Source organism: Streptomyces sp. PTY087I2 (assembly GCF_001687325.1).
Classification (GTDB): Bacteria; Actinomycetota; Actinomycetes; order Streptomycetales; family Streptomycetaceae; genus Streptomyces.
Window position 1 is genome coordinate 247,178 of record NZ_LZRD01000004.1, and the last position, 23,273, is coordinate 270,450.

Consider the following 23,273-nt stretch of genomic DNA (forward strand, 5'->3'; position numbering starts at 1 on the left):
CGACGGCCCACGAACGGAAGGCAGCTGGGTGACGAGTACCGAAGTGACCACCGAAACCGAAGGCTCGGGACCCAGCGGCTACGCGGCGGCCCGGCTGCGCCTCCTCCAGCAGGAGGCGCGGTCCGGGCCGCCGCGCCGTGCGGCCCTCGCCCGCCTCACCGACGAATGGCTCACCGGCCTGTTCACCGCCGCCGCGACCCGGGCCGGGGTACGCGGCGCCGCCCTCGTCGCCGTCGGCGGCTACGGCCGCGGCGAACTCTCCCCGCGCAGCGACCTCGACCTGCTCCTGCTCCATGACGGCAGTGCCGACGCGGCCGCGATCTCCGCCCTCGCGGACGCCGTCTGGTACCCGGTCTGGGACCTGGGCCTCGCCCTCGACCACTCCGTACGCACCCCCGGCGAAGCCCGGAGGACGGCGAGCGAGGACCTCAAGGTCCAGCTCGGCCTGCTGGACGCCCGCCCGGTCGCCGGGGACCTCGGCCTCGCCGCCGGGCTGCGCACCGCGATCCTCGCCGACTGGCGCAACCAGGCCCCCAAACGGCTCCCCGCCCTCCACGAGCTCTGCCGGGAACGCGCGGAGCGGACGGGCGAGCTCCAGTTCCTCCTGGAACCCGACCTCAAGGAGGCCCGCGGCGGCCTCCGCGACGCCACCGCCCTGCGCGCGGTCGCCGCATCCTGGGTCGCCGACGCCCCGCGTGAAGGACTCGACCAGGCCCGCCGCACCCTCCTCGACGCCCGCGACGCCCTCCACCTCACCACCGGGCGCGCCACCGACCGCCTCGCCCTCCAGGAACAGGACCAGGTCGCCGCCGCCCTCGGCCTCCTCGACGCCGACACCCTGCTGCGCCAGGTCTACGAGGCCGCGCGCACGGTCTCGTACGCCACCGACGTCACCTGGCGCGAGGTCAACCGGGTGCTGCGCGCCCGCTCCGCCCGCCCCAAGCTCCGCGCCCTGCTCAGCGGCGGCCTCGGCACCAAACCCACCCCCGAGCGCACCCCGCTCGCCGACGGCGTGGTCGACGCGGACGGCGAAGTGGTCCTCGCCCGCGCCGCCCGCCCCGAACGCGACCCGGTCCTCACCCTGCGCGCCGCCGCGGCCGCCGCCGAGGCCGGACTCCCGCTCTCCCGCCACCTCGTACGCCACCTGGCGGCCACCGCCCGGCCGCTGCCGGTCCCGTGGCCCCCCGAGGCCCGCGAGGAACTGGTCACCCTGCTCGGCGCGGGGGAGGCCACCGTCGGCGTCTGGGAGGCGCTCGAAGCGGAAGGGATCATCACCCGGCTGCTGCCCGACTGGGAACGCGTCCACTGCCGCCCCCAGCGCAACCCCGTCCACACCTGGACCGTCGACCGGCACCTCGTGGAGACCGCCGTCCGCGCCGCCTCCCTCACCCGCCGCGTCCACCGACCCGACCTCCTCCTGGTCGCCGCCCTCCTGCACGACATCGGCAAGGGCTGGCCCGGCGACCACTCCGTGGCCGGCGAGGTCATCGCCCGGGACATGGCCACCCGGATCGGCTTCGACAAGCACGACGTGGGCGTCATCGCCACCCTCGTACGCCACCATCTGCTGCTCGTCGACACCGCCACCCGGCGCGATCTCGACGACCCCGCCACCGTCCAGGCCGTCGCCGGGGCCGTCTCCAACGCCTCCACCCTGGAGCTGCTGCACGCCCTCACCGAGGCCGACGCGCTCGCCACCGGCCCCGCCGCCTGGTCCGCCTGGCGCGCCTCCCTCGTCGCCGACCTGGTCAAACGGGTCGGAGCCGTCCTCGCCGGGGAGTTCCCCGACGATCCCGACGACGAGGCCCCCAGCGCCGAGCACGAACGCCTCGCCATCGAGGCCCTGCGCACCGGCGAACCCGTCCTCGCCCTGCACACCCAGTCCGAGGAGCCCGCCGGGGACGGCGAAGTGGAACCCGTCGGCGTCGAACTCCTCATCGCCCTGCCCGACCGCCCCGGCGTCCTGCCCGCCGCCGCCGGAGTCCTCGCCCTGCACCGCCTCACCGTGCGCGCCGCCGACCTGCGCGCGGTGGAGCTGCCGAACGAGGTGGGGGAGAGCGCGGACCTGCTGCTGCTCAGCTGGCGGGTCGCCGCCGAGTACGGATCGCTCCCGCAGGCCGCCCGCCTCCGCGCCGACCTCGTACGCGCCCTGGACGGCTCCCTGGACATCCGGGCGCGCCTCGCCGAGCGCGAAGCCGCCTATCCGCGCCGGCGCGGCGTCAAGGCCCCGCCGCCCCGGGTCGCCGTGGCCGCCGCGGGCTCCCGCCGCGCCACCGTCATCGAGGTCCGCGCCCAGGACGCCCCGGGCCTGCTGCACCGCATCGGCAACGCCCTGGAAGGCAGTGCCGTGCGGGTGCGGAGCGCCCATGTCTCCACGCTCGGCGCCAACGCCGTGGACGCCTTCTACGTCACCGGGACCGACGGCGAACCCCTCTCCCCGGCCCGGGCCTCCGAGGTCGCCCGGGAGGTCGAGAAGGCCCTCGGCTGACCCCTCGTGGAAAGCCCTCGCCCGGAACCTTCCGGGCGAGGGCTTCGGCTTCTCCGGGGGACGGATACCCTGGAGGGCGACTGACCTGCCCCGCCCCCGACCCTGAGGACCGACGAGCGCCGTGTTCGATACTCTCTCCGACCGCCTTAGCGCGACTTTCAAGAACCTCAGGGGCAAGGGCCGCTTGTCCGAGGCCGACATCGACGCCACGGCACGCGAGATCCGTATCGCCCTGCTCGAAGCCGACGTCGCCCTGCCCGTGGTCCGGGCCTTCATCGCCAACGTCAAGGAGCGGGCGCGCGGCGCCGAGGTCTCCCAGGCGCTGAACCCCGCCCAGCAGGTCGTCAAGATCGTCAACGAGGAGCTCGTCGCCATCCTCGGCGGCGAGACCCGGCGGCTGCGGTTCGCCAAGACCGCGCCCACCGTGATCATGCTCGCCGGCCTCCAGGGCGCCGGTAAGACGACGCTGGCCGGAAAGCTCGGCCTCTGGCTCAAGGGCCAGGGCCACTCCCCGCTGCTGGTCGCCTGTGACCTCCAGCGCCCCAACGCCGTCAACCAGCTGAGCGTCGTCGCCGAGCGCGCCGGCGTCGCGGTGTACGCCCCCGAGCCGGGCAACGGCGTCGGCGACCCGGTCCAGGTCGCCAAGGACTCCATCGAGTTCGCCAAGGCCAAGGTCCACGACATCGTCATCGTCGACACCGCCGGCCGCCTCGGCATCGACCAGGAGCTGATGCAGCAGGCCGCGGACATCCGCGACGCCGTCAGCCCCGACGAGATCCTCTTCGTCGTCGACGCGATGATCGGTCAGGACGCGGTCAACACCGCCGAGGCCTTCCGCGACGGCGTCGGCTTCGACGGCGTGGTCCTCTCCAAGCTCGACGGCGACGCCCGCGGTGGCGCGGCCCTGTCGATCGCCCATGTCACGGGCAAGCAGGTCATGTTCGCGTCGAACGGCGAGAAGCTGGAGGACTTCGACGCGTTCCACCCGGACCGGATGGCCTCCCGCATCCTCGACATGGGTGACCTGCTCACCCTGATCGAGCAGGCGGAGAAGACGTTCAGCCAGGAAGAGGCCGCCAAAATGGCCTCGAAGCTCCAGTCGAGCAAGGGTGGGAAGGACTTCACCCTCGACGACTTCCTGGCCCAGATGGAGCAGGTCCGCAAGATGGGCTCCATCTCCAAGCTGCTCGGCATGCTGCCCGGCATGGGGCAGATCAAGGACCAGATCAACAACATCGACGAGCGCGACATCGACCGCACCGCCGCGATCATCAAGTCGATGACGCCCAAGGAGCGCGCCGAGCCGACGATCATCAACGGTTCGCGCCGGGCCCGTATCGCCAAGGGTTCGGGTGTCGAGGTCTCCGCGGTCAAGAGCCTGGTGGAGCGCTTCTTCGAGGCCCGCAAGATGATGTCGAAGATGGCCCAGGGCGGCGGCATGCCCGGGATGCCGGGGATGCCCGGCATGGGCGGCGGCCCCGGCCGGCAGAAGAAGCAGGTCAAGCAGGCCAAGGGCAAGCGCAAGAGCGGCAACCCGATGAAGCGCAAGGCCGAGGAGCAGGCCGCTGCGGCCCGCCGCGAGCAGGCGGCGGCCCAGGGCGGCGCGTTCGGCCTTCCCGCCCAGGACGGCGGCAAGGACTTCGAGCTCCCGGACGAGTTCAAGAAGTTCATGTAAGCGAGCACGGCATGCGTAAGGGGCGCCCTCTCTCAAGGGCGCCCCTTACGCGTACGGCATTCAGGTCACGCAGACCAGATAGCGGAAGACGTTCGGCATCCACACCGTGCCGTCCTCCCGCCGGTACGGATGCAGGGCCTCCGCGATCTCCTTCTCCACCTGGGAGCGGTCCGTGGCCCGTACGGCGGCGTCGAAGAGCCCGGTGGACAGCAGCCCGCGCACCGCGCTGCCCACGTCCGCGTAACCGAACGGGCAGGACACCCGCCCCGAACCGTCCGGCTTCAGCCCGGCCCGCGCGGCCACGTCCTCCAGATCGTCCCGGAGCGTGGGCCGCCACCGGCCGGGCTCCGTACGCGGCGGACGCGCGGAATCCGCGAGCCGGGCGGCCACCCGCAGCACCGCGGCCGTGGCACAGCGCTCCGGCGGACCCCAGCCGGCCAGCACCACCGCCGCGCCCCGGACCGCCAGCGGCACCGCCGAGCGCAGCGCCGGCACCAGCCCCTCGGAGTCCCCGGCCGCGCAGCCGATCGGCTCGAAGACCGTGATCAGGTTGTACGGAGCGCCGTCAGCGCCGACGGGCGCGGGACCCCCGTCCTCCACCAGCCGGGCCCGGCGGCGGGCCGGATGCGGGGAGTGCGCGGGCGCGTCGTCCCAGCCGGCGTCGGGCAGCAGCCGCGCGCGGGCCAGCGCCAGGCGCTCCCGGTCGGAGTCCACACCCGTGACCTGCGCCCCCCGGGCCGCCGCGACGAGCATCGCGAGGCCCGAACCGCAGCCGAGGGACAGCATCCGGGTGGCGGCCCCGACTTCCATCCGGTCGTACACCGCCTCGTAGAGCGGCGCGAGCATGCGTTCCTGGATCTCGGCCCAGTCGCGTGCGCGGGTACCGGCGTCCGCCGGCGCGGAGGCGTCCGCGCCCAGCTGGTTCCGGACGAGCGTTGGTGTCATGGAAAGTGCCCCAATCCGCCAAGAGGTCGGTCGTGCCCGAGTGGACGTCCCCCGTGTGCGAGTGTTCCGCACCCCCGTAGTCAGAGAACTGCGCATCCGCCGTTCCGTCCAGGGGTTGTGGAGCAGTGCTTGCGTGCCCCGGTCGTGCGCCCCGTCCCACGTCTGCTCTCCGACCAGTCTTACCCGACACCCCGCACCGGGCACGTCGAGCGGAGAGGAGGGTAGTCTTCCGGGCGGATTCGTCAGGGCCGCGCGCCGTCCGCGCACCTCACATCCCCGCCACCGGGCGTACCGCACGCTGTGCACCACCTTGGTGCGAGCTGTGCGTCTTCTCCGCAGTTCTGCGTACCCGCCCTCGTCCGGACGCATCAAGGGCAACTGACTGGTACGTGCAAATTATTTGGGATGCCCCGGAATAGGAACACCACGGCACTCGGGCTCGTTGTCACGACGTGAGCACGACACCACCTGTACTTGCCGCAGAGCTGGCACAGGCGTGGGCCGACATTCAGCGGTACCACCCCGAGCTGCCCGATCTTGCCGCGCCCGAGTCCCTGATCGGAGAGTCCTCGTCCGCCTGTGGCGCCGAGCTCTCCTTCGAGCGACTGCTCCACGAGGCAGTCCACGGCATCGCCGCCGCGAGAGGAGTCAGAGACACCTCCCGCGCCGGCCGCTACCACAACCGACGCTTCCTCGCGATCGCCGAGGAGCTGGGCCTCGATCATTCCGAGGAACCCCACCCCAGCAGCGGATTCTCGCTGGTCACGCTGAATCCGGAAGCCAAGCGCCGGTACCGTCCGACCACCGAACGGCTACAGCGCGCCCTCAAGGCGCACACCGTCGCCACCGCCGCCGACACCAAGCGCTCCTTCCGCGGACCTGCCGCCCGGCACGGTTCCTCCGGGGGCGGCGTGCGGGTCAAGGCCGTCTGCGACTGCGGACGCAACGTCCGCGTCGTCCCGTCGGTCCTGGCGCAGGCGCCGATCGTCTGCGGCGGCTGCGGCAAGCCGTTCCGGATCCCGGAAGCGGCGGTCGCGGTGGGGTGAGCCGATGTGGTGTGGCACAATGGCTAGCTGTACTCGACAGTCGCACAGGACCCCTCTCTCCTCCGGCTGACGCGTCCATCGGGCACACGAGTACCGCAACCCCACGTGGCATCTTCGTTGTGCCCAACCACGTCAGAGACCAGGAGACACCACTTCCGTGGCAGTCAAGATCAAGCTGAAGCGTCTGGGCAAGATCCGTTCGCCTCACTACCGCATCGTCGTCGCCGACTCCCGTACCCGCCGTGACGGCCGGGCCATCGAGGAGATCGGCCTGTACCACCCGGTGCAGAACCCCTCGCGCATCGAGGTCAACTCGGAGCGCGCGCAGTACTGGCTGTCCGTCGGCGCCCAGCCGACCGAGCCGGTTCTCGCGATCCTGAAGCTCACCGGTGACTGGCAGGCCCACAAGGGTCTCCCGGCCCCCGCGCCGCTGCTCCAGCCGGAGCCCAAGGCTGACAAGCGCGCGCTGTTCGAGGCGCTGTCCGCGGACGGCGACGAGGCCAAGGGTGAGGCCATCACCCCCAAGGCCAAGAAGTCCGACAAGAAGGCGGACGAGGCGGCTGACGCCGCCGAGTCCACCGAGTCGACCGAGGCCTGAGCATGCTCGAGGAGGCTCTCGAGCACCTCGTGAAGGGCATCGTCGACAACCCCGACGACGTGCAGGTTGCCGAGCGCACCCTGCGCCGCGGGCGCGTGCTGGAGGTCCGGGTCCACCCCGACGACCTCGGCAAGGTGATCGGCCGTAACGGCCGCACCGCTCGCGCCCTGCGCACGGTCGTGGGTGCCATCGGCGGCCGCGGTATCCGCGTCGACCTCGTCGATGTGGACCAGGTTCGCTGATCAGCGAGTTGAACACCGGCCAGGGCCGGGGAGGGCCTTCGGGCCGTCCCCGGCCTTTGTCGTCGGTCACCCGGACGTCTCCCCCGCCACGTCCGCACCCCATCAATCGGAGAACCCGGAGAACAGCGTGCAGCTGGTAGTCGCGCGGATCGGCCGCGCCCACGGCATCAAGGGCGAGGTCACCGTCGAGGTACGAACGGACGAGCCGGAGCTGCGGCTCGGCCCCGGCGCCGTCCTGGCCACCGAACCGGCGGCGACGGGTCCGCTGACGGTCGAGGCGGGCCGGGTCCACAGTGGCCGGCTCCTGCTGCGCTTCGAGGGCGTACGCGACCGCACCGCCGCCGAGGCCCTCCGCAACACCCTCCTGATCGCCGAGGTGGACCCGGACGAACTGCCCGAGGAGGAGGACGAGTTCTACGACCACCAGCTGATCGACCTCGACGTCGTGCTCGCCGACGGCACCGGGATCGGCCGGATCACCGAGATCTCCCACCTGCCCTCGCAGGACCTGTTCATCGTGGAGCGCCCCGACGGCAGCGAGGTGATGATCCCCTTCGTCGAGGAGATCGTCACCGAGATCGACCTGGAGGAGCAGCGTGCGGTCATCACCCCGCCGCCCGGTCTGATCGACGAGAGCCAGGCCGTGATCGCCTCCTCCCGCGACGAGGAGACCGGCGAGACGGCCGCCGGCGACGCGACCTCCGGGGACGCGGACGAGGCCCCGAGGGGCGACGCCTGATGCGGCTCGACGTCGTCACGATCTTCCCCGAGTACCTGGAACCGCTGAACGTCTCCCTCGTCGGCAAGGCCCGCGCCCGCGGCGTGCTGGACGTCCACGTCCACGACCTGCGGGAGTGGACGTACGACCGGCACAACACGGTCGACGACACCCCCTACGGCGGCGGACCCGGCATGGTCATGAAGACCGAGCCCTGGGGCGAGGCCCTGGACGCGTCCCTGGCCGACGGCTACGAGGCCGGGGCGCACTCCCCGGTCCTCGTCGTGCCCACACCCAGCGGCCGGCCGTTCACCCAGGAACTGGCCGTCGAACTCTCCGCCGAGCCCTGGCTGCTCTTCACCCCCGCCCGGTACGAGGGCATCGACCGCCGGGTGATCGACGAGTACGCCACCCGGCTCCGCGTCGTCGAGGTCTCCATCGGGGATTACGTCCTGGCCGGCGGGGAAGCGGCTGTCCTGGTGATCACGGAGGCGGTGGCCCGGCTGCTGCCCGGAGTCCTCGGCAACGCCGAATCCCACCGGGACGACTCCTTCGCCCCGGGCGCGATGGCCAACCTCCTGGAGGGCCCCGTCTACACCAAGCCGCCCGAGTGGCGCGGCCGGTCCATCCCGGACGTCCTGCTCAGCGGCCACCACGGGAAGATCGCGCGCTGGCGGCGCGACCAGGCCTTCGCCCGTACCGCCCTCAACCGCCCCGACCTGATCGAGCGGTGCGAGGCGAGCGCCTTCGACAAGAAGGACCGCGAGATCCTTTCCATCCTCGGCTTCGCACCGGAGCCCGGCGGCCGATTTTGGCGCAGGCCCACCGCCGTGGAAGAATAGGCCGCTGCTGTACGTCCGGTGTGCGCCCCTGCCACAGGGGGAAAGACGCCCGCCCGACGCGATCAGCACTCCGAACTCTTCAACGACATTCCGTCGATGACCTGTGGCATCGGCGAAGAAAGCAGAAACCATGGCTTCCCTGCTCGATGGCGTCAATGCCGCCACCCTCCGTTCGGACGTCCCGGCGTTCCGCCCCGGTGACACCGTCAACGTCCACGTGCGCGTGATCGAGGGCAACCGCTCCCGTATCCAGCAGTTCAAGGGTGTTGTCATCCGCCGCCAGGGCGCGGGCGTCAGCGAGACCTTCACGGTCCGCAAGGTCTCCTTCTCCGTCGGCGTCGAGCGCACCTTCCCGGTGCACAGCCCGATCTTCGAGAAGATCGAGCTCGTCACCCGCGGTGACGTCCGCCGCGCCAAGCTGTACTTCCTCCGTGAGCTGCGCGGCAAGGCCGCGAAGATCAAGGAGAAGCGCGACAACTGAGCTGTCGCCCGGTCATCCCCCTGCGGATGACCCGTCCACAGCCCGGCCGGATAAGCTTCGGCCGCGATGGACACGCAAGCACAGCACTCGGAGCGCGACCGCTCCTCGGAACCCGACGCGGGGTCCGGGGAGAGGTCGCGCTTTTCGCGTACGCGGGCCCGCCTCGCCTCCGTGCTGTCCTGGCGGCGGGTGCTCGCGGGGGCGGTCCTGGCCACCGTCGCCCTGCTGCTGTTCAGCTCCTACGTGGTCCAGCCCTTCCTGATCCCCAGCCGCTCGATGGAGCCCACGCTGCGGGTCGGTGACCGGGTGCTCGTGAACAAGCTGGCGTACCGTTTCGGCGCCGAGCCCCAACGCGGCGACGTGGTCGTCTTCGACGGCACGGGATCGTTCGTACGGGAGGACCTCGACGCCAACCCCCTGGCCGGGCTGGTGCGCGGGGCGGCGGCCTCCCTGGGGCTCGCGGAGCCCGCCGACACCGACTTCGTGAAGCGGGTGGTGGGCGTGGGCGGTGACCGCGTCGTGTGCTGCGACGCCCAGGGGAGGCTCGCGGTCAACGGCACCGTGGTGGACGAGCCGTATCTGTACCCCGGAGACAGCGCTTCCCGGGCGCCCTTCGACATCGTGGTGTCCGCCGGCACCCTGTGGATGATGGGCGACCACCGGAGCCGCTCCAGCGACTCCCGGGACCACCTCGGATCGCCCGGCGGCGGGATGGTCCCCGTCGAGCGGGTCACCGGACGGGTGGACTGGCTGGGCTGGCCGCCCGCCCGGATCGGCTCGCTGACCGGGACCGGCGCCTTCGGTGACGTACGGGCACCGGGCGCGGCGCATGGGTAAGCGCGGACGCCCGCGCGGCGCATCCGACCCCCGCGCGGCCCTGCCGACCGGGACCAGGCCGACCGGGCCGCGCTCGCTGCCCACCCGGGCGGAGCGCCGCAAGCTCGCCAAGAAGGTCCGGCGCAAGCGCCGCAGGTCCGCGGTGAAGGAGATACCCGTCCTCGTCGTCGTGGCGCTGCTGATCGCGCTCGTCCTGAAGACGTTCCTGGTCCAGGCGTTCGTCATCCCGTCCGGGTCGATGGAGCAGACCATCCGGATCGGCGACCGCGTGCTGGTCGACAAACTGACCCCGTGGTTCGGGTCCAAGCCGCAGCGCGGCGACGTCGTGGTCTTCAAGGACCCCGGCGGCTGGCTCCAGCAGGAGAACCCCGGACAGCAGAAGGAACAGCCGATCGGCGTCAAGCAGGCCACCGAACTGCTGACCTTCATCGGACTGCTGCCCTCCGACGACGAGCAGGATCTGATCAAGCGGGTGATCGCGGTCGGCGGCGACACCGTGAAGTGCTGCGGCGAGGAGGGCCGGGTCACCGTCAACGGCGTACCGCTGGCCGAGACGTACCTCCACCCCGACGACCGGCCCTCGGCCATCTCGTTCGAGGTGAAGGTCCCCGAGGGGCGGCTGTTCGTGATGGGGGACCACCGGTCCGACTCCGCCGACTCCCGCTTCCACCTCGACGAACCCGACCGGGGCACGGTCTCCGAGGAGGAGGTCGTGGGGCGGGCCGTCGTGATCGCCTGGCCGTTCGGCCACTGGAGCACGCTGGAGGAACGCGACACCTTCCGTGCTGTCCCGGACTCGCGGGCATCGGAGGCGGCGGGTCCGGCCCGGTCGAATAGTGTGGCACCTCCGGATCGCGATGGAATGGTCCGGCTCCCGACCCCTGCGGAACTCCCGCTCGTTATGGGAGTGGTGGGCCTGCGTCCGATGGGGCGCGGGCAGTGGCACGTACTGAGGAGTGGATGTGGGGGATTTGGCGGTCGGCGCACGATCCGGACACGACGAACCCGAGGACCGGCCGGAGCGCGACGAGTCTCCCGCGGGCGGGGCGGTCCCGCCGGGGGGTGAGGGCGGCGGATCCGGCGACGACGGCGACAGCCCGGGCGGCGGTGGCAGCCGTCCCAAGAAGCAGCGTTCCTTCTGGGTGGAGCTGCCGCTGCTCGTCGGCATCGCCCTGATCCTGGCGCTGCTGATCAAGACGTTCCTGGTCCAGGCGTTCTCGATCCCCTCGGACTCCATGCAGAACACGCTCCAGCGGGGCGACCGGGTGCTGGTCGACAAGCTGACCCCGTGGTTCGGCGCGGAGCCGGAGCGCGGCGAGGTCGTGGTGTTCCACGACCCGGGCGGCTGGCTGGAGGACACCGCGACCCCGGAGCCCAACGCGGTGCAGAAGTTCCTGAGCTTCATCGGCCTGATGCCGTCCGCCGAGGAGAAGGACCTGATCAAGCGGGTCATCGCGGTCGGCGGCGACACCGTGGAGTGCAAGGAGAACGGCCCGGTCACGGTCAACGGGAAGAGCCTGGACGAGAAGTCGTTCATCTTCCCCGGGAACACCCCGTGCAACGACAAGCCCTTCGGCCCGATCAAGGTGCCCGAGGGCCGGATCTTCGTCATGGGCGACCACCGGCAGAACTCCCTGGACTCGCGCTACCACCAGGAGCTGCCGGGTGAGGGCACGGTCTCCAACGACGAGGTCGTCGGCCGGGCGATCGTCGTCGCCTGGCCGCTGGGCCGCTGGGCGACCCTTCCGGTCCCGGACACCTTCGACCAGCCCGGTCTGAACGCGGCCGCCGCGATGGCTCCGGCGGCACTGGGTGTAGCCGGAGCGGTGCCCCTCGTGTTGTGGCGCCGCCGGAGGCTGACCGCCCGGCGTACCGCCGGGTAGGGTGCCGACTCGGATCAGCGATTGTCGATCTCCGACGGGGGAGCGCTGGGATGAGCGGTACAGGAAACGGGAAAGACGGCCGCGGCCGGCTCGGCGCCATGGTGTCGGGCCTCGCCGTGGCCGTCGGCTGTGTGCTCTTCCTCGGCGGTTTCGCCTGGGCGGCGGTGGTCTACCAGCCGTACACGATCCCGACCGACTCCATGGCCCCGACGGTGAACCCCGGCGACCGGGTGCTCGCCGAGCGGATAGACGGGGCCGACGTCCGGCGCGGTGACGTGGTGGTCTTCACCGACGAGGTCTGGGCCGCCACACCGATGGTGAAGCGCGTCGTCGGGATCGGCGGCGACAAGGTGGCCTGCTGCGACAAGGAAGGCCGCCTCACCGTGAACGGAACCCCCGTCGACGAGCCGTACGTCGACCGGGGCGCGGCGGCCGCCGGCGGCAAGGCCCCGGCCTCGCCCCAGGAATTCTCCGCCACCGTGCCGCAGGGCAAGATCTTCCTCCTCGGCGACGAACGGGCCACCTCCCTGGACTCCCGGGTCCACCTCCAGGACGCCGGCCAGGGCTCCGTACCGCTGAGCGCCGTCCAGGCCCGGGTGGACGCGGTGGCCTGGCCGATGAACGGGATGATCGACCGGCCCTCCTCGTTCGTCGCGCTGCCCGGCGGGGTGTCCGCCGCCGGGCCCCTGCCGCTCCAGCTGGGCGCGATCCTGGTGGGCGTCGTCCTGATCCTCGGCGGGGCGGTGTACGGGCCCGTGGCGGCCCGCCTGGGCCGCCGGAAGACGCCCGCCGGAGGGGCCCGGTGACCTCCGTCGCCCGCAAGGTCGCCCGGGTGGTCCTGCTGGACCCCGACGACCGCGTCCTGCTGCTGCACGGCCATGAGCCGGACGACCCGGCCGACACCTGGTGGTTCACCCCGGGCGGCGGCCTGGAGGGCGACGAGACCAGGGAGCAGGCGGCCCGCCGGGAGCTCGCCGAGGAGACCGGGATCACGGACATCGAGCTGGGCCCGCTGCTCTGGACCCGGATCTGCTCCTTCCCGTTCGACGGACGCCGCTGGGACCAGGACGAGTGGTACTACCTCGCCCGTACGACGCAGACCGCCACGGCCCCGCAGGGCCTCACCGACCTGGAGCTGCGCAGCGTCGCCGGTCTGAGGTGGTGGACCTCCGCCGAACTGCTCGCGACGCGTGAGACGGTGTACCCGACCAGACTCGCCGAGCTGCTGCGCACGCTCCTCGACGAGGGTCCCCCGCGCGATCCGCTGGTTCTGGCCCCCGAAATCGTCTAATCGTCCAGGGGTGCCGAAGGCTGACGCACAATGGGGGCACGCACGGCTGAAGGGGAAACATGCCATGAGCGCCGAGGACCTCGAGAAGTACGAGACCGAGATGGAGCTGAAGCTCTACCGGGAGTACCGCGATGTCGTCGGTCTGTTCAAATATGTGATCGAGACCGAACGGCGCTTCTACCTCACCAACGACTACGAGATGCAGGTGCACTCCGTCCAGGGTGAGGTTTTCTTCGAGGTGTCCATGGCGGACGCCTGGGTCTGGGACATGTACCGGCCTGCCAGGTTCGTCAAGCAGGTCCGCGTGCTGACCTTCAAGGACGTCAACATCGAAGAGCTCAACAAGAGCGATCTGGAACTTCCGGGAGGCTGACCCCAGGCGGCCCCCTGGAGCCGGGGCCGCCGACACGCGCGTCGCATGTCGCGCGCCGCATGTCGCGCGCCGCATGTCGTACGTCGTACGGAGAAGCCCGGTCACCCGTGTGGGTGGCCGGGTTTTCCACATCCGCGGAGTTGTCCACCAAGATCCACATCTTTCGGCGGGCCGGGTCACAGTCGGTGCCGGAGGTGGTGCCGATATGAACGCACGGGGGGCACTCGGGCGGTACGGCGAGGATCTGGCGGCGCGGCTGCTGACGGACGCCGGGATGACGGTGGTCGGGCGGAACTGGCGCTGTCGCGCCGGGGAGATCGACATCGTGGCCAGGGACGGGGACGCGCTGGTCGTCTGCGAGGTGAAGACGCGCAGGTCGGACGGGTTCGAACACCCCATGGCCGCGGTCGGCCCGGTCAAGGCGGACCGGCTGCGGCGGCTCGCCGAGATCTGGCTGGAGCGGCACGACGGGCCACCGCCCGGCGGGGTCCGCATCGATCTGGTCGGGGTGATCGTGCCCCGGCGCGGGGCCCCGGTCGCGGAGCACGCCCGGGGGGTGTCCTGATGGGCTTCGCACGCGCGTGTTCCGTGGCGCTGGTCGGCGTCGAGGGTGTGGTGGTGGAGGTCCAGGCGGACCTGGAGCCGGGGGTGGCGGCGTTCACCCTGGTCGGGCTGCCGGACAAGAGCCTGGTGGAGAGCCGGGACCGGGTGCGGGCGGCCGTCGTCAATTCCGGGGCCGAGTGGCCGCAGAAGAAGCTCACGGTCGGGCTCTCCCCGGCGTCCGTCCCGAAGAGCGGTTCGGGTTTCGATCTCGCCGTGGCGTGTGCCGTGCTCGGCGCGGCGGAGCGGATCGACCCCGCGATGGTCGCTGACGTGGTGATGATCGGGGAACTGGGTCTGGACGGCCGGGTGCGTCCGGTACGGGGCGTGCTGCCCGCGGTCCTCGCGGCGGCCGAAGCGGGGTACGAGCAGGTCGTCGTCCCCGAGCAGACGGCCGGGGAGGCGGCCCTGGTGCCGGGGGTCTCGGTCCTCGGCGTCCGGAGCCTGCGCCAGCTCATCGCCGTCCTGTGCGACGAACCGGTGCCCGATGAGCCCGCCGACGGCCAGGGGCGCCCGGACGCCATGCTGGCCGGGCTCATGATCCCCGGCACCGGCCTCGGTACGGGGCTCGCACCGGCCGCCGCGCGGGGCGACGGGCACCGGCCGGACCTGGCGGACGTCGCGGGACAGCTGCGCCCGCGCCAGGCTCTGGAGGTGGCCGCGGCCGGCGGGCACCACCTACTTCTCTCGGGTCCGCCGGGCGCGGGCAAGACGATGCTGGCCGAGCGGTTGCCGGCGGTCCTGCCCCCGCTGACCCGGCAGGAATCCCTCGAAGTGACGGCGGTCCACTCCGTGGCGGGCATCCTCCCCCCGGGTGAACCGCTCGTCTCCCGGGCGCCCTACTGCGCCCCGCACCACTCGGCGACCATGCAGTCCCTGGTGGGCGGCGGCCATGGAATCCCCAGGCCGGGGGCGGTCTCGCTGGCCCACCGTGGCGTGCTCTTCCTCGACGAGGCCCCCGAATTCTCGGGCAAGGCCCTGGACGCGCTGCGCCAGCCGCTGGAGTCGGGCCATGTGGTGGTGGCGCGGGCGGCGGGGGTGGTGCGGCTGCCCGCCCGGTTCCTGATGGTGCTGGCGGCCAACCCGTGTCCCTGCGGTCGGCACACGCTCACCGGCGCGGGCTGCGAGTGCCCGCCCTCGGTGGTCCGCCGCTACCAGGCCCGGCTGTCCGGACCCCTGCTCGACCGGGTGGACCTGCGGGTCGAGGTGGAGCCGGTCGACCGCGCGGACCTCCTGGGCCAGGGTGGCCGGGGCGAGTCGACGGCGGTCGTCGCCGCACGGGTACGGGAGGCGAGGGCCCGGGCGGCCGAGCGGCTGGCCGGCACCCCGTGGACCACGAACAGCGAGGTCGCGGGCCACGAACTGCGAACCCGCCTGCTCGTGGCCCCGGGGGCACTGGCAGCGGCGGAACGGGACCTGGAACGCGGCATCCTCACGGCCCGCGGCCTGGACCGGGTGCTGAGGGTGGCCTGGACGGTGGCGGACCTGAGAGGCGCCGACCGCCCGAACGCCGAGGACGTGGCGGTCGCCCTGGAACTACGGACGGGCATCCAGCGCGGGGTGCCGATGGGGGCGGGGGAGCGGTGACGGGGGTTACGGGGGAGCGGGGGCGTGGCCGGGGCATGGGCCCCGGGCGGGGGCGGGGGTGCGGTGAGGCGCTTGGGGTGGACTCTGCGTGCGGGCCGGGTCCGGCGGACGGGGCCGCGGAGGGCGGGGAGCCCGGCGGTGAGCGGGGGCGGGGGCTGGGCCCCGCGCGTGGGCTTGATCGGGAGCCGGGCCCGGAGCATGGGGTTGACGGGGAGCGTGGGCGCCGGATCCTGTGCGCGGGCTTGATCGGGGGCGCGGCCCGGACCGGGATCGAGGTTGGGGTCGGCCGGATGTCCGGGCGCGAGGCGGCGGCCCGGACTCCGGGCCCGGGCCCGGGAGGGTTGGGACGGCTGGGCGGGACCCGGAGCGTGGGGTTGACCGGGAGCGTGGGCCGGATCTTGTGTGCGGGCTTGATCGGGGGCGCGGCCCGGACCGGGATCGCGGCTGGGGTCGGCCGGATGTCCGGGCGCGAGGCGACGGCCCGGACTCCGGGCCCGGGCCCGGGAGGGTTGGGACGGCTGGGCGGGGCCCGGAGCACGGGGCTGACCGGGAGCGTGGCCCGGATCCCGTGCGCGGGCCGGATCGGGAGCGCGGCCCCGAGCGGGAGCGTGACGGGGGCCGGGATCGCGAGGACCAGCGGTTGGCCCGGGCCGCGTTGACGCGGGTGTTGGAGCCGGGGGACGAGCGGGCCGGGCGGTGGCTTCGGCTTACCGGTCCGGTCGAGCTGATGCGGAGGCTCACCGTCGAGGACGGCTCCGCCGAGAAGCTGCCGGGGATGACCGCCGCGCGGCTCGGGGGTTACCGGCTGCGGGCGGCCGCCGTGGAGCCGAGGCGGGACCTGGCCGCGGTCGAGGAGGCGGGCGGGCGCTTCGTCTGCCCGGGTGACCGGGAGTGGCCGAGCCAGCTGGACGACCTCGGCGACGCGCGGCCCGTCGGGCTCTGGGTGCGGGGGCGGCCCGACCTGCGGCTCTGGTCCCTGCGCTCGGTCGCGGTGGTCGGTGCGAGGGCCTGCACTCCGTACGGGGCGCACATGGCGGCCACCCTCGGCTCCGGGCTCGCCGAGCGCGGCTGGGTGGTCGTGTCGGGGGCGGCGTTCGGGGTCGACGGGGCCGCCCACCGGGGCGCGCTGGCCGCGGGCGGGGCGACGACAGCGGTGCTGGCCTGCGGTGTCGACGTACCCTACCCGCGCGGGCACGCCGAGTTGCTCGGGCGCATCGCCCAACAGGGGCTCGTCGTCGCCGAGTTGCCGCCGACCGCCCACCCCACCCGCAGCCGGTTCGTCCTGCGCAACCGCGTCATCGCCGCGCTGACCAGGGGCACGGTCGTGGTCGAGGCCGAATACCGCAGCGGTTCGCTGGTCACCGCCCGCCAGGCCCAACGGCTCGGCCGCTTCTCGATGGGCGTGCCGGGGCCGGCCACCAGCGGACTGTCGGCAGGGGTCCACGAGCTGCTGCGCGGCGAGGGCGTACTCGTCACCGACGCGGACGAAGTCGTCGAGCTGGTCGGGGACATCGGCGACCTCCCGCCGGCCCGCCGCGGCCCGGTGCTGCCCAGGGACCACCTGGACGCGGTCACCGCACGGGTCCTCGATGCGCTCCCCTACCACGGGGTCACCCACCCCCGTGACCTCGCGCGCACCGCGGGGACCTCGGCCGACGAAACGCTCGGTCGACTGTACGAACTCCACTCACTGGGGTTCGTCGAACGCGAAGGCGACGGCTGGCGGTTGACGCTTCCTTCGGCACGCAACGACGACGCGCGGCGAGGCGATACTTGACCTGGAGCATTCGGGTGAAAAGGTAAGGCCGATGACCTCGCACGATCGATCGGTGACCTGTCCGGGGCCCGCGCCAACGGCGACGGCCCCGGTCCCGGGCGGGCGCGGACGACGTAAGGGGCGACAGGCAATCGCGCGGCGGGGAACTCCCGTCCTGCGCGGACTGCGACGCCGCAGTCACGCTACGCTCACAAGGATTCCGCTTCAGACACAAGTCCCCCAGCACTTCACGGCAGAACGGCTCAAGGCACCACATGCCCCAGCACACCTCCGGGTCTGACCGCGCGGCGAAACCACCGGTTGCGCGTGGCACTGTGCGCCCTCCCGCTCCCTCCTCCCTCGACGAGTTGTGGCGTTCCTACAAGACCACGGGAGACGAGCGGCTGCGGGAGCAGCTGATCCTGCACTACTCGCCGCTCGTGAAGTACGTCGCGGGCCGGGTGAGCGTGGGGCTGCCCTCCAACGTCGAGCAGGCCGACTTCGTCTCTTCCGGGGTCTTCGGACTGATCGACGCCATCGAGAAGTTCGACATCGAGCGGGCCATCAAGTTCGAGACGTACGCGATCACCAGGATCCGCGGCGCCATGATCGACGAACTCCGGGCACTGGACTGGATTCCGCGCTCCGTCCGGCAGAAGGCGCGGAACGTGGAGCGCGCGTACGCCACGCTGGAGGCACAGTTCCGGCGTACGCCCTCGGAGGCCGAGGTCGCCTCGGAGATGGGCATCGCGCTGGAGGAACTGCACGCCGTTTTCAGCCAGTTGTCGCTGGCGAACGTCGTCGCCCTGGAAGAGCTGCTGCACGTCGGCGGCGAGGGCGGCGACCGGCTGAGCCTCATGGACACCCTGGAGGACACCGCCGCCGACAATCCGGTGGAGGTCGCCGAGGACCGCGAGCTGCGAAGACTGCTCGCCCGGGCCATCAACACCCTCCCCGACCGCGAGAAGACGGTGGTGACCCTCTACTACTACGAGGGCCTCACCCTCGCGGAGATCGGGAACGTCCTCGGGGTGACCGAGAGCCGGGTCAGCCAGATCCACACCAAGTCCGTGCTCCAGCTCCGGGCGAAGCTGGCCGACGCGGGCCGCTGACGTCCCGCCGGTGTCCCCCTGCCCGGCGCACGTCGGCCGTCTCCAGGCACTTCGCCGTCCCTCTCCGGCCGTCCGATCGGTGGCTGTGCCCTTCCTCCGCGCGCCCGCCGCCGTAGAGTGGATGCGTGCCCAGGATTCGAGCGGCCTCCGTGGCCGAGCACCGGACCATGCAGCGCGGCGCCCTCCTGGACGCCGCGCGCTCCCTGCTGTCCGAGGGCGGTACGGAAGCGTTGACCTTCCCCGCACTCGCCGAGCGCACGGGCCTCGCGCGGTCCTCCGTGTACGAGTACTTCCGCTCCCGCGCCGCCGTCGTCGAGGAGCTGTGCGCCGTCGACTTCCCCGTCTGGGCGGCCGAGGTCGAGAACGCCATGCAGCGCGCCGAGACGCCCGAGGCGAAGATCGAGGCGTATGTGCGCCGGCAGCTCGACCTCGTCGGCGACCGCCGCCACCGCGCGGTCGTCGCCATCTCCGCGAGCGAGCTGGACGCCGGCGCCCGGGAGAAGATCCGGGCCGCGCACGGCGGGCTGATCGCCATGATCGTCGAAGCGCTCGGCGATCTGGGCCATACGCAGCCGAGGCTGGCCGCCATGCTCCTCCAGGGGTCGGTCGACGCCGCCGTACGCCGGATCGAACTGGGTGTCGCCGAAGAGCCGGGCGTCATCGCGGACACCGCCGTCGCGATGGTCCTGCGCGGTGTGAGCGGCTGACCCGCCCTTGCCTCCGGCGGAACGCCCCGCCGCTTCCCGAACCGGGGCTCTGCCCCGGACCCCGCTCCTCAAGCGCCGGAGGGGCTGGGGGGTGGGTGCGGCTCTGCCCCGGACCCCGTTTTTCGAACGCCGGAGGAGCTGGGTGGTGGGTGCGGCTCCGCCCCGGACCCCGCTCCTCGAACGCCGGAGGGGCTGGGCGGGCCCGGCTCCGGCACCCCGAACACCGGCAGCAACCGCGAAGGCCCTCTCCGTAACAGTCCGGGCGGCAGCAGCGAGAGCGGGTCCAGATAGGCGTCCCCGCGCCGCAGCCCCCAGTGCAGGCAGCCCGCCGCACAGTGGAACGGCCCCGCCTCCAGCACCGCGACCGGCTGGCCCGCGCGCACGTTCGCGCCCTTCTCGACCAGCGACCGCACCGGCTCGTACGTGGTGCGCAGCGGCGGCGAACCGCTCCCGGCCACCTCGATGGCGAGCACCCCGCGTCCCGCCACCCGCCCCGCGAACGACACCCGGCCGTCGGCGGCGGCCAGCACCCGGGCGCCCGGCTCCGCCGCGAGGTCCACGCCGCGGTGGCCGGGCCCGTACGGACCGGCGGGCGGCTCCCACCCCCGTAACAGCGCAGGCCTCCCCGCCAGCGGCCAGCTCCGCGCCCCGCTGTCCGTGTCCAGGTCGTCTGTGACCCGTCCGTCTGTGTCCCGGCCGCCCGTGTCCCCGTCGCCCGTGTCCACATCGGCATCCGCGCCGGCATCCGCATCCGCATCCGGAAGCGACACCGACGCCCCGGCCGGCACGACAGCCGTGTCCGGCACGGACTGCCCTGCCAGCCCAGCCGGACCGGCCGGTAGCAGTACGTACAGCAGCAGCCCCAGGAACAGGAGCAACAGCAGGGGACGGTGGGCGGGGAAGCGGCGTGGGCCGGGCTGGTGGCGCATGTCCGCCACCATGTCCCGGAGGCCGGGATTCCGGGGATCATGGACCGTTCCTGTGGACTACTCGCCGGTTGTGGACATCCCCGTCACCCGCCCGTGGCACTGCCGTCACCCGGCCATGGACATCGCCGTCACCCGGCACTCACCCGGTCCCGTACACTTCTTACGGCGATCCGGGTCACCGGGTCGACTTCGCACGCCCCGCCACCTCCCTCTTCCCGGAGGTGGCCGCGCTCCTCGGTCCCTCGTGGCACGGCGCGTCGGGGCGTCAGGCGCGAACGCAAACCTGCGGTCGCGATAACCGAGTACCTCAAGGAGTACGGCCATGGCCGTCGTCACGATGCGGGAGCTGCTGGAAAGCGGCGTCCACTTCGGTCACCAGACCCGTCGCTGGAACCCGAAGATGAAGCGCTTCATCTTCACCGAGCGCAACGGCATCTACATCATCGACCTGCTCCAGTCGCTGTCGTACATCGACCGCGCCTACGAGTTCGTCAAGGAGACCGTCGCCCACGGCGGCTCCATCATGTTCGTGGGTACGAAGAAGCAGGCCCAGGAGGCCATCGCCGAGCAGGCGACGCGCGTCGGCATGCCGTACGTCAACCAGCGTTGGCTCGGTGGCATGCTCACCAACTTCTCCACCGTCTACAAGCGCCTCCAGCGCCTGAAGGAGCTGGAGCTCATCGACTTCGAGGACGTGGCCGCCTCCGGCCTCACCAAGAAGGAGCTCCTGGTCCTCTCGCGCGAGAAGGCCAAGCTGGAGAAGACCCTCGGTGGTATCCGCGAGATGCAGAAGGTGCCCAGCGCCGTCTGGATCGTCGACACCAAGAAGGAGCACATCGCCGTCGGTGAGGCGCGCAAGCTCCACATCCCGGTCGTCGCGATCCTCGACACCAACTGCGACCCCGACGAGGTCGACTACAAGATTCCGGGCAACGACGACGCGATCCGCTCCGTCACCCTGCTCACCCGCGTGATCGCCGACGCCGTCGCCGAGGGCCTCATCGCCCGCTCCGGTGCCGCCACCGGTGACTCGAAGCCGGGCGAGAAGGCCGCCGGCGAGCCCCTCGCCGAGTGGGAGCGCGACCTGCTCGAGGGCGACAAGAAGGACGAGACCGCGGCTGCCGCCGAGGCCCAGTCCTCCGCCGAGACCGAGAAGGTCGCCGACGCCGAGAAGCCGGCCGAGGCCGTCGCCGAGGCCGAGGCTCCGGCCGCGGACGCCGAGCAGGCCTGACATCCGTCACGGCTGCTGACGGCGGGGGCCGACGCCACACGCGTCCCCCCCGCCGTTCACCCGTAGATCTTTCAGACTTCGAGAGAGACATACAGACTCATGGCGAACTACACCGCCGCTGACGTCAAGAAGCTCCGCGAGCTCACCGGCGCCGGCATGATGGACTGCAAGAAGGCGCTCGACGAGGCCGACGGCAACGTCGACAAGGCCGTCGAGGCGCTCCGTATCAAGGGCCAGAAGGGCGTCGCCAAGCGCGAGGGCCGTTCCGCCGAGAACGGCGCCGTCGTCTCCCTCATCTCCGAGGACAAGACGTCCGGCGTTCTGCTCGAGCTGAAGTGCGAGACGGACTTCGTCGCCAAGGGTGACAAGTTCCAGGCCGTCGCCAACACGCTCGCCGCGCACGTCGCCGCGACCTCCCCGGCCGACATCGCCGCGCTCCTCGCCTCCGAGATCGAGCCCGGCAAGACCGTCCAGGCGTACGTCGACGAGGCCAACGCCAACCTCGGCGAGAAGATCGTCCTGGACCGCTTCGCGCAGTTCACCGGCGAGTACGTCTCCGTGTACATGCACCGCACCATGCCCGACCTGCCCCCGCAGATCGGTGTTCTGGTCGAGCTGGACAAGGCCGACGCCGAGCTGGCCAAGGGCATCGCGCAGCACATCGCCGCCTTCGCCCCGAAGTACCTGTCCCGCGAGGACGTCCCGGCCGAGGTCGTCGAGGCCGAGCGCCGCGTCGCCGAGGAGACCACCCGCGCCGAGGGCAAGCCCGAGGCCGCCCTCCCGAAGATCGTCGAGGGTCGGGTCAACGGCTTCTTCAAGGAGGCCACCCTCCTGGGCCAGCCGTACGCGCTGGACGCCAAGAAGTCCGTCCAGAAGGTCCTGGACGAGGCCGGTGTCACCCTGAAGCGCTTCTCGCGCATCAAGGTCGGCATCTGAGTCCGTCCGGGCGAACAGCGTCGGACCCGATAGGGTCTGACGCAGTCGACGGCCGCACCCACGCCGGACGACCGCAGATCTGACGAGGAGGCCATTGCCGCTGTAGGGACATCAGACCCACCGGCAATGGCCTTCTTCGTATGTGCACGAGGAGAATTTCCATGGACAAGGGCGCGGACGCCATTCAGGCCGACGACAAGCGCGACGACGACAAGGGTTCCGGGCGCTTCATGCTGAAGCTCTCCGGTGAGGCATTCGCCGGCGGCGGCGGTCTCGGCGTCGACCCCGACGTCGTGCACACCATCGCCCGCGAGATCGCCGCCGTCGTCCGCGACGGCGCCCAGATCGCGGTGGTCATCGGAGGAGGCAACTTCTTCCGTGGTGCCGAGCTTCAGCAGCGCGGCATGGACCGGGCCCGGTCCGACTACATGGGCATGCTCGGCACCGTCATGAACTGCCTGGCGCTCCAGGACTTCCTGGAGAAGGAAGGCATCGACTCGCGCGTCCAGACCGCCATCACCATGGGCCAGGTCGCCGAGCCGTACATCCCGCTCCGTGCCGTACGGCACCTGGAGAAGGGGCGCGTGGTGATCTTCGGCGCCGGTATGGGCATGCCCTACTTCTCCACCGACACCACCGCCGCGCAGCGCGCCCTGGAGATCGACGCCGAGGCGCTGCTCATGGGGAAGAACGGTGTGGACGGGGTCTACGACTCCGACCCCAAGACCAACCCCGGCGCGGTGAAGTTCGACGCACTGGAGTACGGCGAGGTGATCGCCCGCGACCTGAAGGTCGCCGATGCCACCGCCATCACGCTCTGCCGTGACAACAAGCTGCCGATCCTCGTCTTCGAGCTGACCGCCCTGGGCAATATCGCTCGCGCGGTCAAGGGTGAGAAGATCGGCACGCTCGTGAGCGACGAGAGCACCCGGGCCTGACGGCCCCCCAGGATGGACAACGGCCTGCCGGTCGGACACCGTGCAGGTGAGGACGCGA

General features: G+C 72.0%; 24 protein-coding genes. 22 read left to right on the forward strand and 2 right to left on the reverse strand.

What is annotated here, in order from left to right:
• Positions 1–28 precede the first annotated feature (28 nt).
• Entirely contained in the window at positions 29–2,488 is a 2,460-nt protein-coding gene (locus A3Q37_RS05925; RefSeq protein ID WP_065478508.1) for a [protein-PII] uridylyltransferase, read from the forward strand.
• Positions 2,489–2,609: 121 nt separating this feature from the next.
• A complete protein-coding gene (ffh, locus tag A3Q37_RS05930) occupies positions 2,610–4,163 on the forward strand; it encodes a signal recognition particle protein (protein WP_065478511.1) in 1,554 nt (517 codons plus the stop codon).
• A 60-nt stretch (positions 4,164–4,223) separates the two neighbouring features.
• Here the strand turns inward: ffh and A3Q37_RS05935 are convergent, their stop codons facing one another.
• Complete coding sequence (locus A3Q37_RS05935; protein ID WP_065478514.1) at positions 4,224–5,108, reverse strand: methyltransferase domain-containing protein; 885 nt, start codon at positions 5,106–5,108, stop codon at positions 4,224–4,226.
• 452 nt (positions 5,109–5,560) lie between these two features.
• On the opposite strand from A3Q37_RS05935, the gene A3Q37_RS05940 reads away from it, so the two are divergent.
• The 17 genes from A3Q37_RS05940 (at position 5,561) to A3Q37_RS06025 (ending at position 19,181) form a co-directional block, all read left to right on the forward strand.
• Positions 5,561–6,154: a hypothetical protein gene (locus A3Q37_RS05940; protein WP_065478517.1), complete on the forward strand. Its 594-nt coding sequence runs from the start codon at positions 5,561–5,563 to the stop codon at positions 6,152–6,154.
• Between the two features lie 157 nt (positions 6,155–6,311).
• Positions 6,312–6,752 (forward strand): 30S ribosomal protein S16, encoded by a 441-nt coding sequence (rpsP, locus tag A3Q37_RS05945; protein WP_006127898.1) that lies wholly within the window; start codon positions 6,312–6,314, stop codon positions 6,750–6,752.
• A gap of 2 nt (positions 6,753–6,754) precedes the next feature.
• A complete protein-coding gene (locus A3Q37_RS05950) occupies positions 6,755–6,994 on the forward strand; it encodes an RNA-binding protein (RefSeq protein WP_003965959.1) in 240 nt (79 codons plus the stop codon).
• A gap of 127 nt (positions 6,995–7,121) precedes the next feature.
• Complete coding sequence (gene rimM, locus A3Q37_RS05955; RefSeq protein ID WP_065478519.1) at positions 7,122–7,733, forward strand: ribosome maturation factor RimM; 612 nt, start codon at positions 7,122–7,124, stop codon at positions 7,731–7,733.
• Complete coding sequence (gene trmD, locus A3Q37_RS05960) at positions 7,733–8,554, forward strand: tRNA (guanosine(37)-N1)-methyltransferase TrmD (protein ID WP_065478522.1); 822 nt, start codon at positions 7,733–7,735, stop codon at positions 8,552–8,554. The genes rimM and trmD overlap by 1 nt, the downstream gene beginning before the upstream one ends.
• A gap of 130 nt (positions 8,555–8,684) precedes the next feature.
• Entirely contained in the window at positions 8,685–9,035 is a 351-nt protein-coding gene (gene rplS, locus A3Q37_RS05965) for a 50S ribosomal protein L19 (RefSeq protein ID WP_010061961.1), read from the forward strand.
• 66 nt (positions 9,036–9,101) lie between these two features.
• On the forward strand, positions 9,102–9,872 hold the full coding sequence (gene lepB / locus A3Q37_RS05970) for a signal peptidase I (RefSeq protein WP_065478525.1): 771 nt from the start codon (positions 9,102–9,104) through the stop codon (positions 9,870–9,872).
• The gene (gene lepB / locus A3Q37_RS05975; RefSeq protein WP_065478721.1) at positions 9,865–10,938 is read left to right on the forward strand and encodes a signal peptidase I; all 1,074 of its coding nucleotides are present in this window, start codon (positions 9,865–9,867) and stop codon (positions 10,936–10,938) included. The genes lepB (A3Q37_RS05970) and lepB (A3Q37_RS05975) overlap by 8 nt, the downstream gene beginning before the upstream one ends.
• A complete protein-coding gene (lepB, locus tag A3Q37_RS05980; protein ID WP_065478528.1) occupies positions 10,844–11,755 on the forward strand; it encodes a signal peptidase I in 912 nt (303 codons plus the stop codon). Before lepB (A3Q37_RS05975) ends, lepB (A3Q37_RS05980) begins: the two co-directional genes overlap by 95 nt.
• A 50-nt stretch (positions 11,756–11,805) precedes the next feature.
• Positions 11,806–12,561 carry a signal peptidase I gene (lepB, locus tag A3Q37_RS05985; RefSeq protein ID WP_065478531.1) on the forward strand — a complete coding sequence of 252 codons (756 nt, stop codon included), beginning with the start codon at positions 11,806–11,808 and terminating at the stop codon, positions 12,559–12,561.
• Complete coding sequence (locus A3Q37_RS05990; protein WP_065478534.1) at positions 12,558–13,046, forward strand: NUDIX hydrolase; 489 nt, start codon at positions 12,558–12,560, stop codon at positions 13,044–13,046. Before lepB (A3Q37_RS05985) ends, A3Q37_RS05990 begins: the two co-directional genes overlap by 4 nt.
• A gap of 64 nt (positions 13,047–13,110) precedes the next feature.
• Positions 13,111–13,419 carry a DUF2469 domain-containing protein gene (locus A3Q37_RS05995; RefSeq protein WP_003965949.1) on the forward strand — a complete coding sequence of 103 codons (309 nt, stop codon included), beginning with the start codon at positions 13,111–13,113 and terminating at the stop codon, positions 13,417–13,419.
• Between the two features lie 205 nt (positions 13,420–13,624).
• The gene (locus A3Q37_RS06000) at positions 13,625–13,984 is read left to right on the forward strand and encodes a YraN family protein (protein WP_065478538.1); all 360 of its coding nucleotides are present in this window, start codon (positions 13,625–13,627) and stop codon (positions 13,982–13,984) included.
• Complete coding sequence (locus A3Q37_RS06005; RefSeq protein ID WP_065478541.1) at positions 13,984–15,606, forward strand: YifB family Mg chelatase-like AAA ATPase; 1,623 nt, start codon at positions 13,984–13,986, stop codon at positions 15,604–15,606. Before A3Q37_RS06000 ends, A3Q37_RS06005 begins: the two co-directional genes overlap by 1 nt.
• A gap of 640 nt (positions 15,607–16,246) precedes the next feature.
• Positions 16,247–17,383: a DNA-processing protein DprA gene (gene dprA / locus A3Q37_RS06015; protein WP_255311751.1), complete on the forward strand. Its 1,137-nt coding sequence runs from the start codon at positions 16,247–16,249 to the stop codon at positions 17,381–17,383.
• A gap of 254 nt (positions 17,384–17,637) precedes the next feature.
• Positions 17,638–18,474, forward strand: coding sequence for an RNA polymerase sigma factor WhiG (gene whiG / locus A3Q37_RS06020; RefSeq protein WP_006127910.1), 837 nt, complete (start codon positions 17,638–17,640; stop codon positions 18,472–18,474).
• A gap of 149 nt (positions 18,475–18,623) precedes the next feature.
• Positions 18,624–19,181 carry a TetR/AcrR family transcriptional regulator gene (locus tag A3Q37_RS06025; RefSeq protein WP_029182420.1) on the forward strand — a complete coding sequence of 186 codons (558 nt, stop codon included), beginning with the start codon at positions 18,624–18,626 and terminating at the stop codon, positions 19,179–19,181.
• Positions 19,182–19,249: 68 nt separating this feature from the next.
• Here A3Q37_RS06025 and A3Q37_RS06030 read toward each other — a convergent pair whose 3' ends face one another.
• A complete protein-coding gene (locus A3Q37_RS06030) occupies positions 19,250–20,110 on the reverse strand; it encodes a murein hydrolase activator EnvC (RefSeq protein WP_065478729.1) in 861 nt (286 codons plus the stop codon).
• A gap of 322 nt (positions 20,111–20,432) precedes the next feature.
• On the opposite strand from A3Q37_RS06030, the gene rpsB reads away from it, so the two are divergent.
• The 3 genes from rpsB (at position 20,433) to pyrH (ending at position 23,215) form a co-directional block, all read left to right on the forward strand.
• Complete coding sequence (rpsB, locus tag A3Q37_RS06035; protein WP_065478547.1) at positions 20,433–21,341, forward strand: 30S ribosomal protein S2; 909 nt, start codon at positions 20,433–20,435, stop codon at positions 21,339–21,341.
• A 99-nt stretch (positions 21,342–21,440) separates the two neighbouring features.
• Positions 21,441–22,277 carry a translation elongation factor Ts gene (gene tsf, locus A3Q37_RS06040; protein WP_006127914.1) on the forward strand — a complete coding sequence of 279 codons (837 nt, stop codon included), beginning with the start codon at positions 21,441–21,443 and terminating at the stop codon, positions 22,275–22,277.
• A gap of 161 nt (positions 22,278–22,438) precedes the next feature.
• Positions 22,439–23,215, forward strand: coding sequence for a UMP kinase (gene pyrH / locus A3Q37_RS06045; protein ID WP_006127916.1), 777 nt, complete (start codon positions 22,439–22,441; stop codon positions 23,213–23,215).
• Positions 23,216–23,273 lie beyond the last annotated feature (58 nt).

Coding starts and splice junctions, on each gene's coding strand:
- A3Q37_RS05935 (WP_065478514.1), bottom strand. CDS start 5,108: ATGACACCAACGCTCGTCCGGAACCAGCTGGGCGCGGACGCCTCCGCG.
- A3Q37_RS05950 (WP_003965959.1), top strand. CDS start 6,755: ATGCTCGAGGAGGCTCTCGAGCACCTCGTGAAGGGCATCGTCGACAAC.
- trmD (WP_065478522.1), top strand. CDS start 7,733: ATGCGGCTCGACGTCGTCACGATCTTCCCCGAGTACCTGGAACCGCTG.
- rplS (WP_010061961.1), top strand. CDS start 8,685: ATGGCTTCCCTGCTCGATGGCGTCAATGCCGCCACCCTCCGTTCGGAC.
- lepB (WP_065478525.1), top strand. CDS start 9,102: ATGGACACGCAAGCACAGCACTCGGAGCGCGACCGCTCCTCGGAACCC.
- lepB (WP_065478721.1), top strand. CDS start 9,865: ATGGGTAAGCGCGGACGCCCGCGCGGCGCATCCGACCCCCGCGCGGCC.
- lepB (WP_065478531.1), top strand. CDS start 11,806: ATGAGCGGTACAGGAAACGGGAAAGACGGCCGCGGCCGGCTCGGCGCC.
- A3Q37_RS05995 (WP_003965949.1), top strand. CDS start 13,111: ATGAGCGCCGAGGACCTCGAGAAGTACGAGACCGAGATGGAGCTGAAG.
- A3Q37_RS06000 (WP_065478538.1), top strand. CDS start 13,625: ATGAACGCACGGGGGGCACTCGGGCGGTACGGCGAGGATCTGGCGGCG.
- A3Q37_RS06005 (WP_065478541.1), top strand. CDS start 13,984: ATGGGCTTCGCACGCGCGTGTTCCGTGGCGCTGGTCGGCGTCGAGGGT.
- whiG (WP_006127910.1), top strand. CDS start 17,638: ATGCCCCAGCACACCTCCGGGTCTGACCGCGCGGCGAAACCACCGGTT.
- A3Q37_RS06030 (WP_065478729.1), bottom strand. CDS start 20,110: ATGCGCCACCAGCCCGGCCCACGCCGCTTCCCCGCCCACCGTCCCCTG.
- rpsB (WP_065478547.1), top strand. CDS start 20,433: ATGGCCGTCGTCACGATGCGGGAGCTGCTGGAAAGCGGCGTCCACTTC.
- tsf (WP_006127914.1), top strand. CDS start 21,441: ATGGCGAACTACACCGCCGCTGACGTCAAGAAGCTCCGCGAGCTCACC.
- pyrH (WP_006127916.1), top strand. CDS start 22,439: ATGGACAAGGGCGCGGACGCCATTCAGGCCGACGACAAGCGCGACGAC.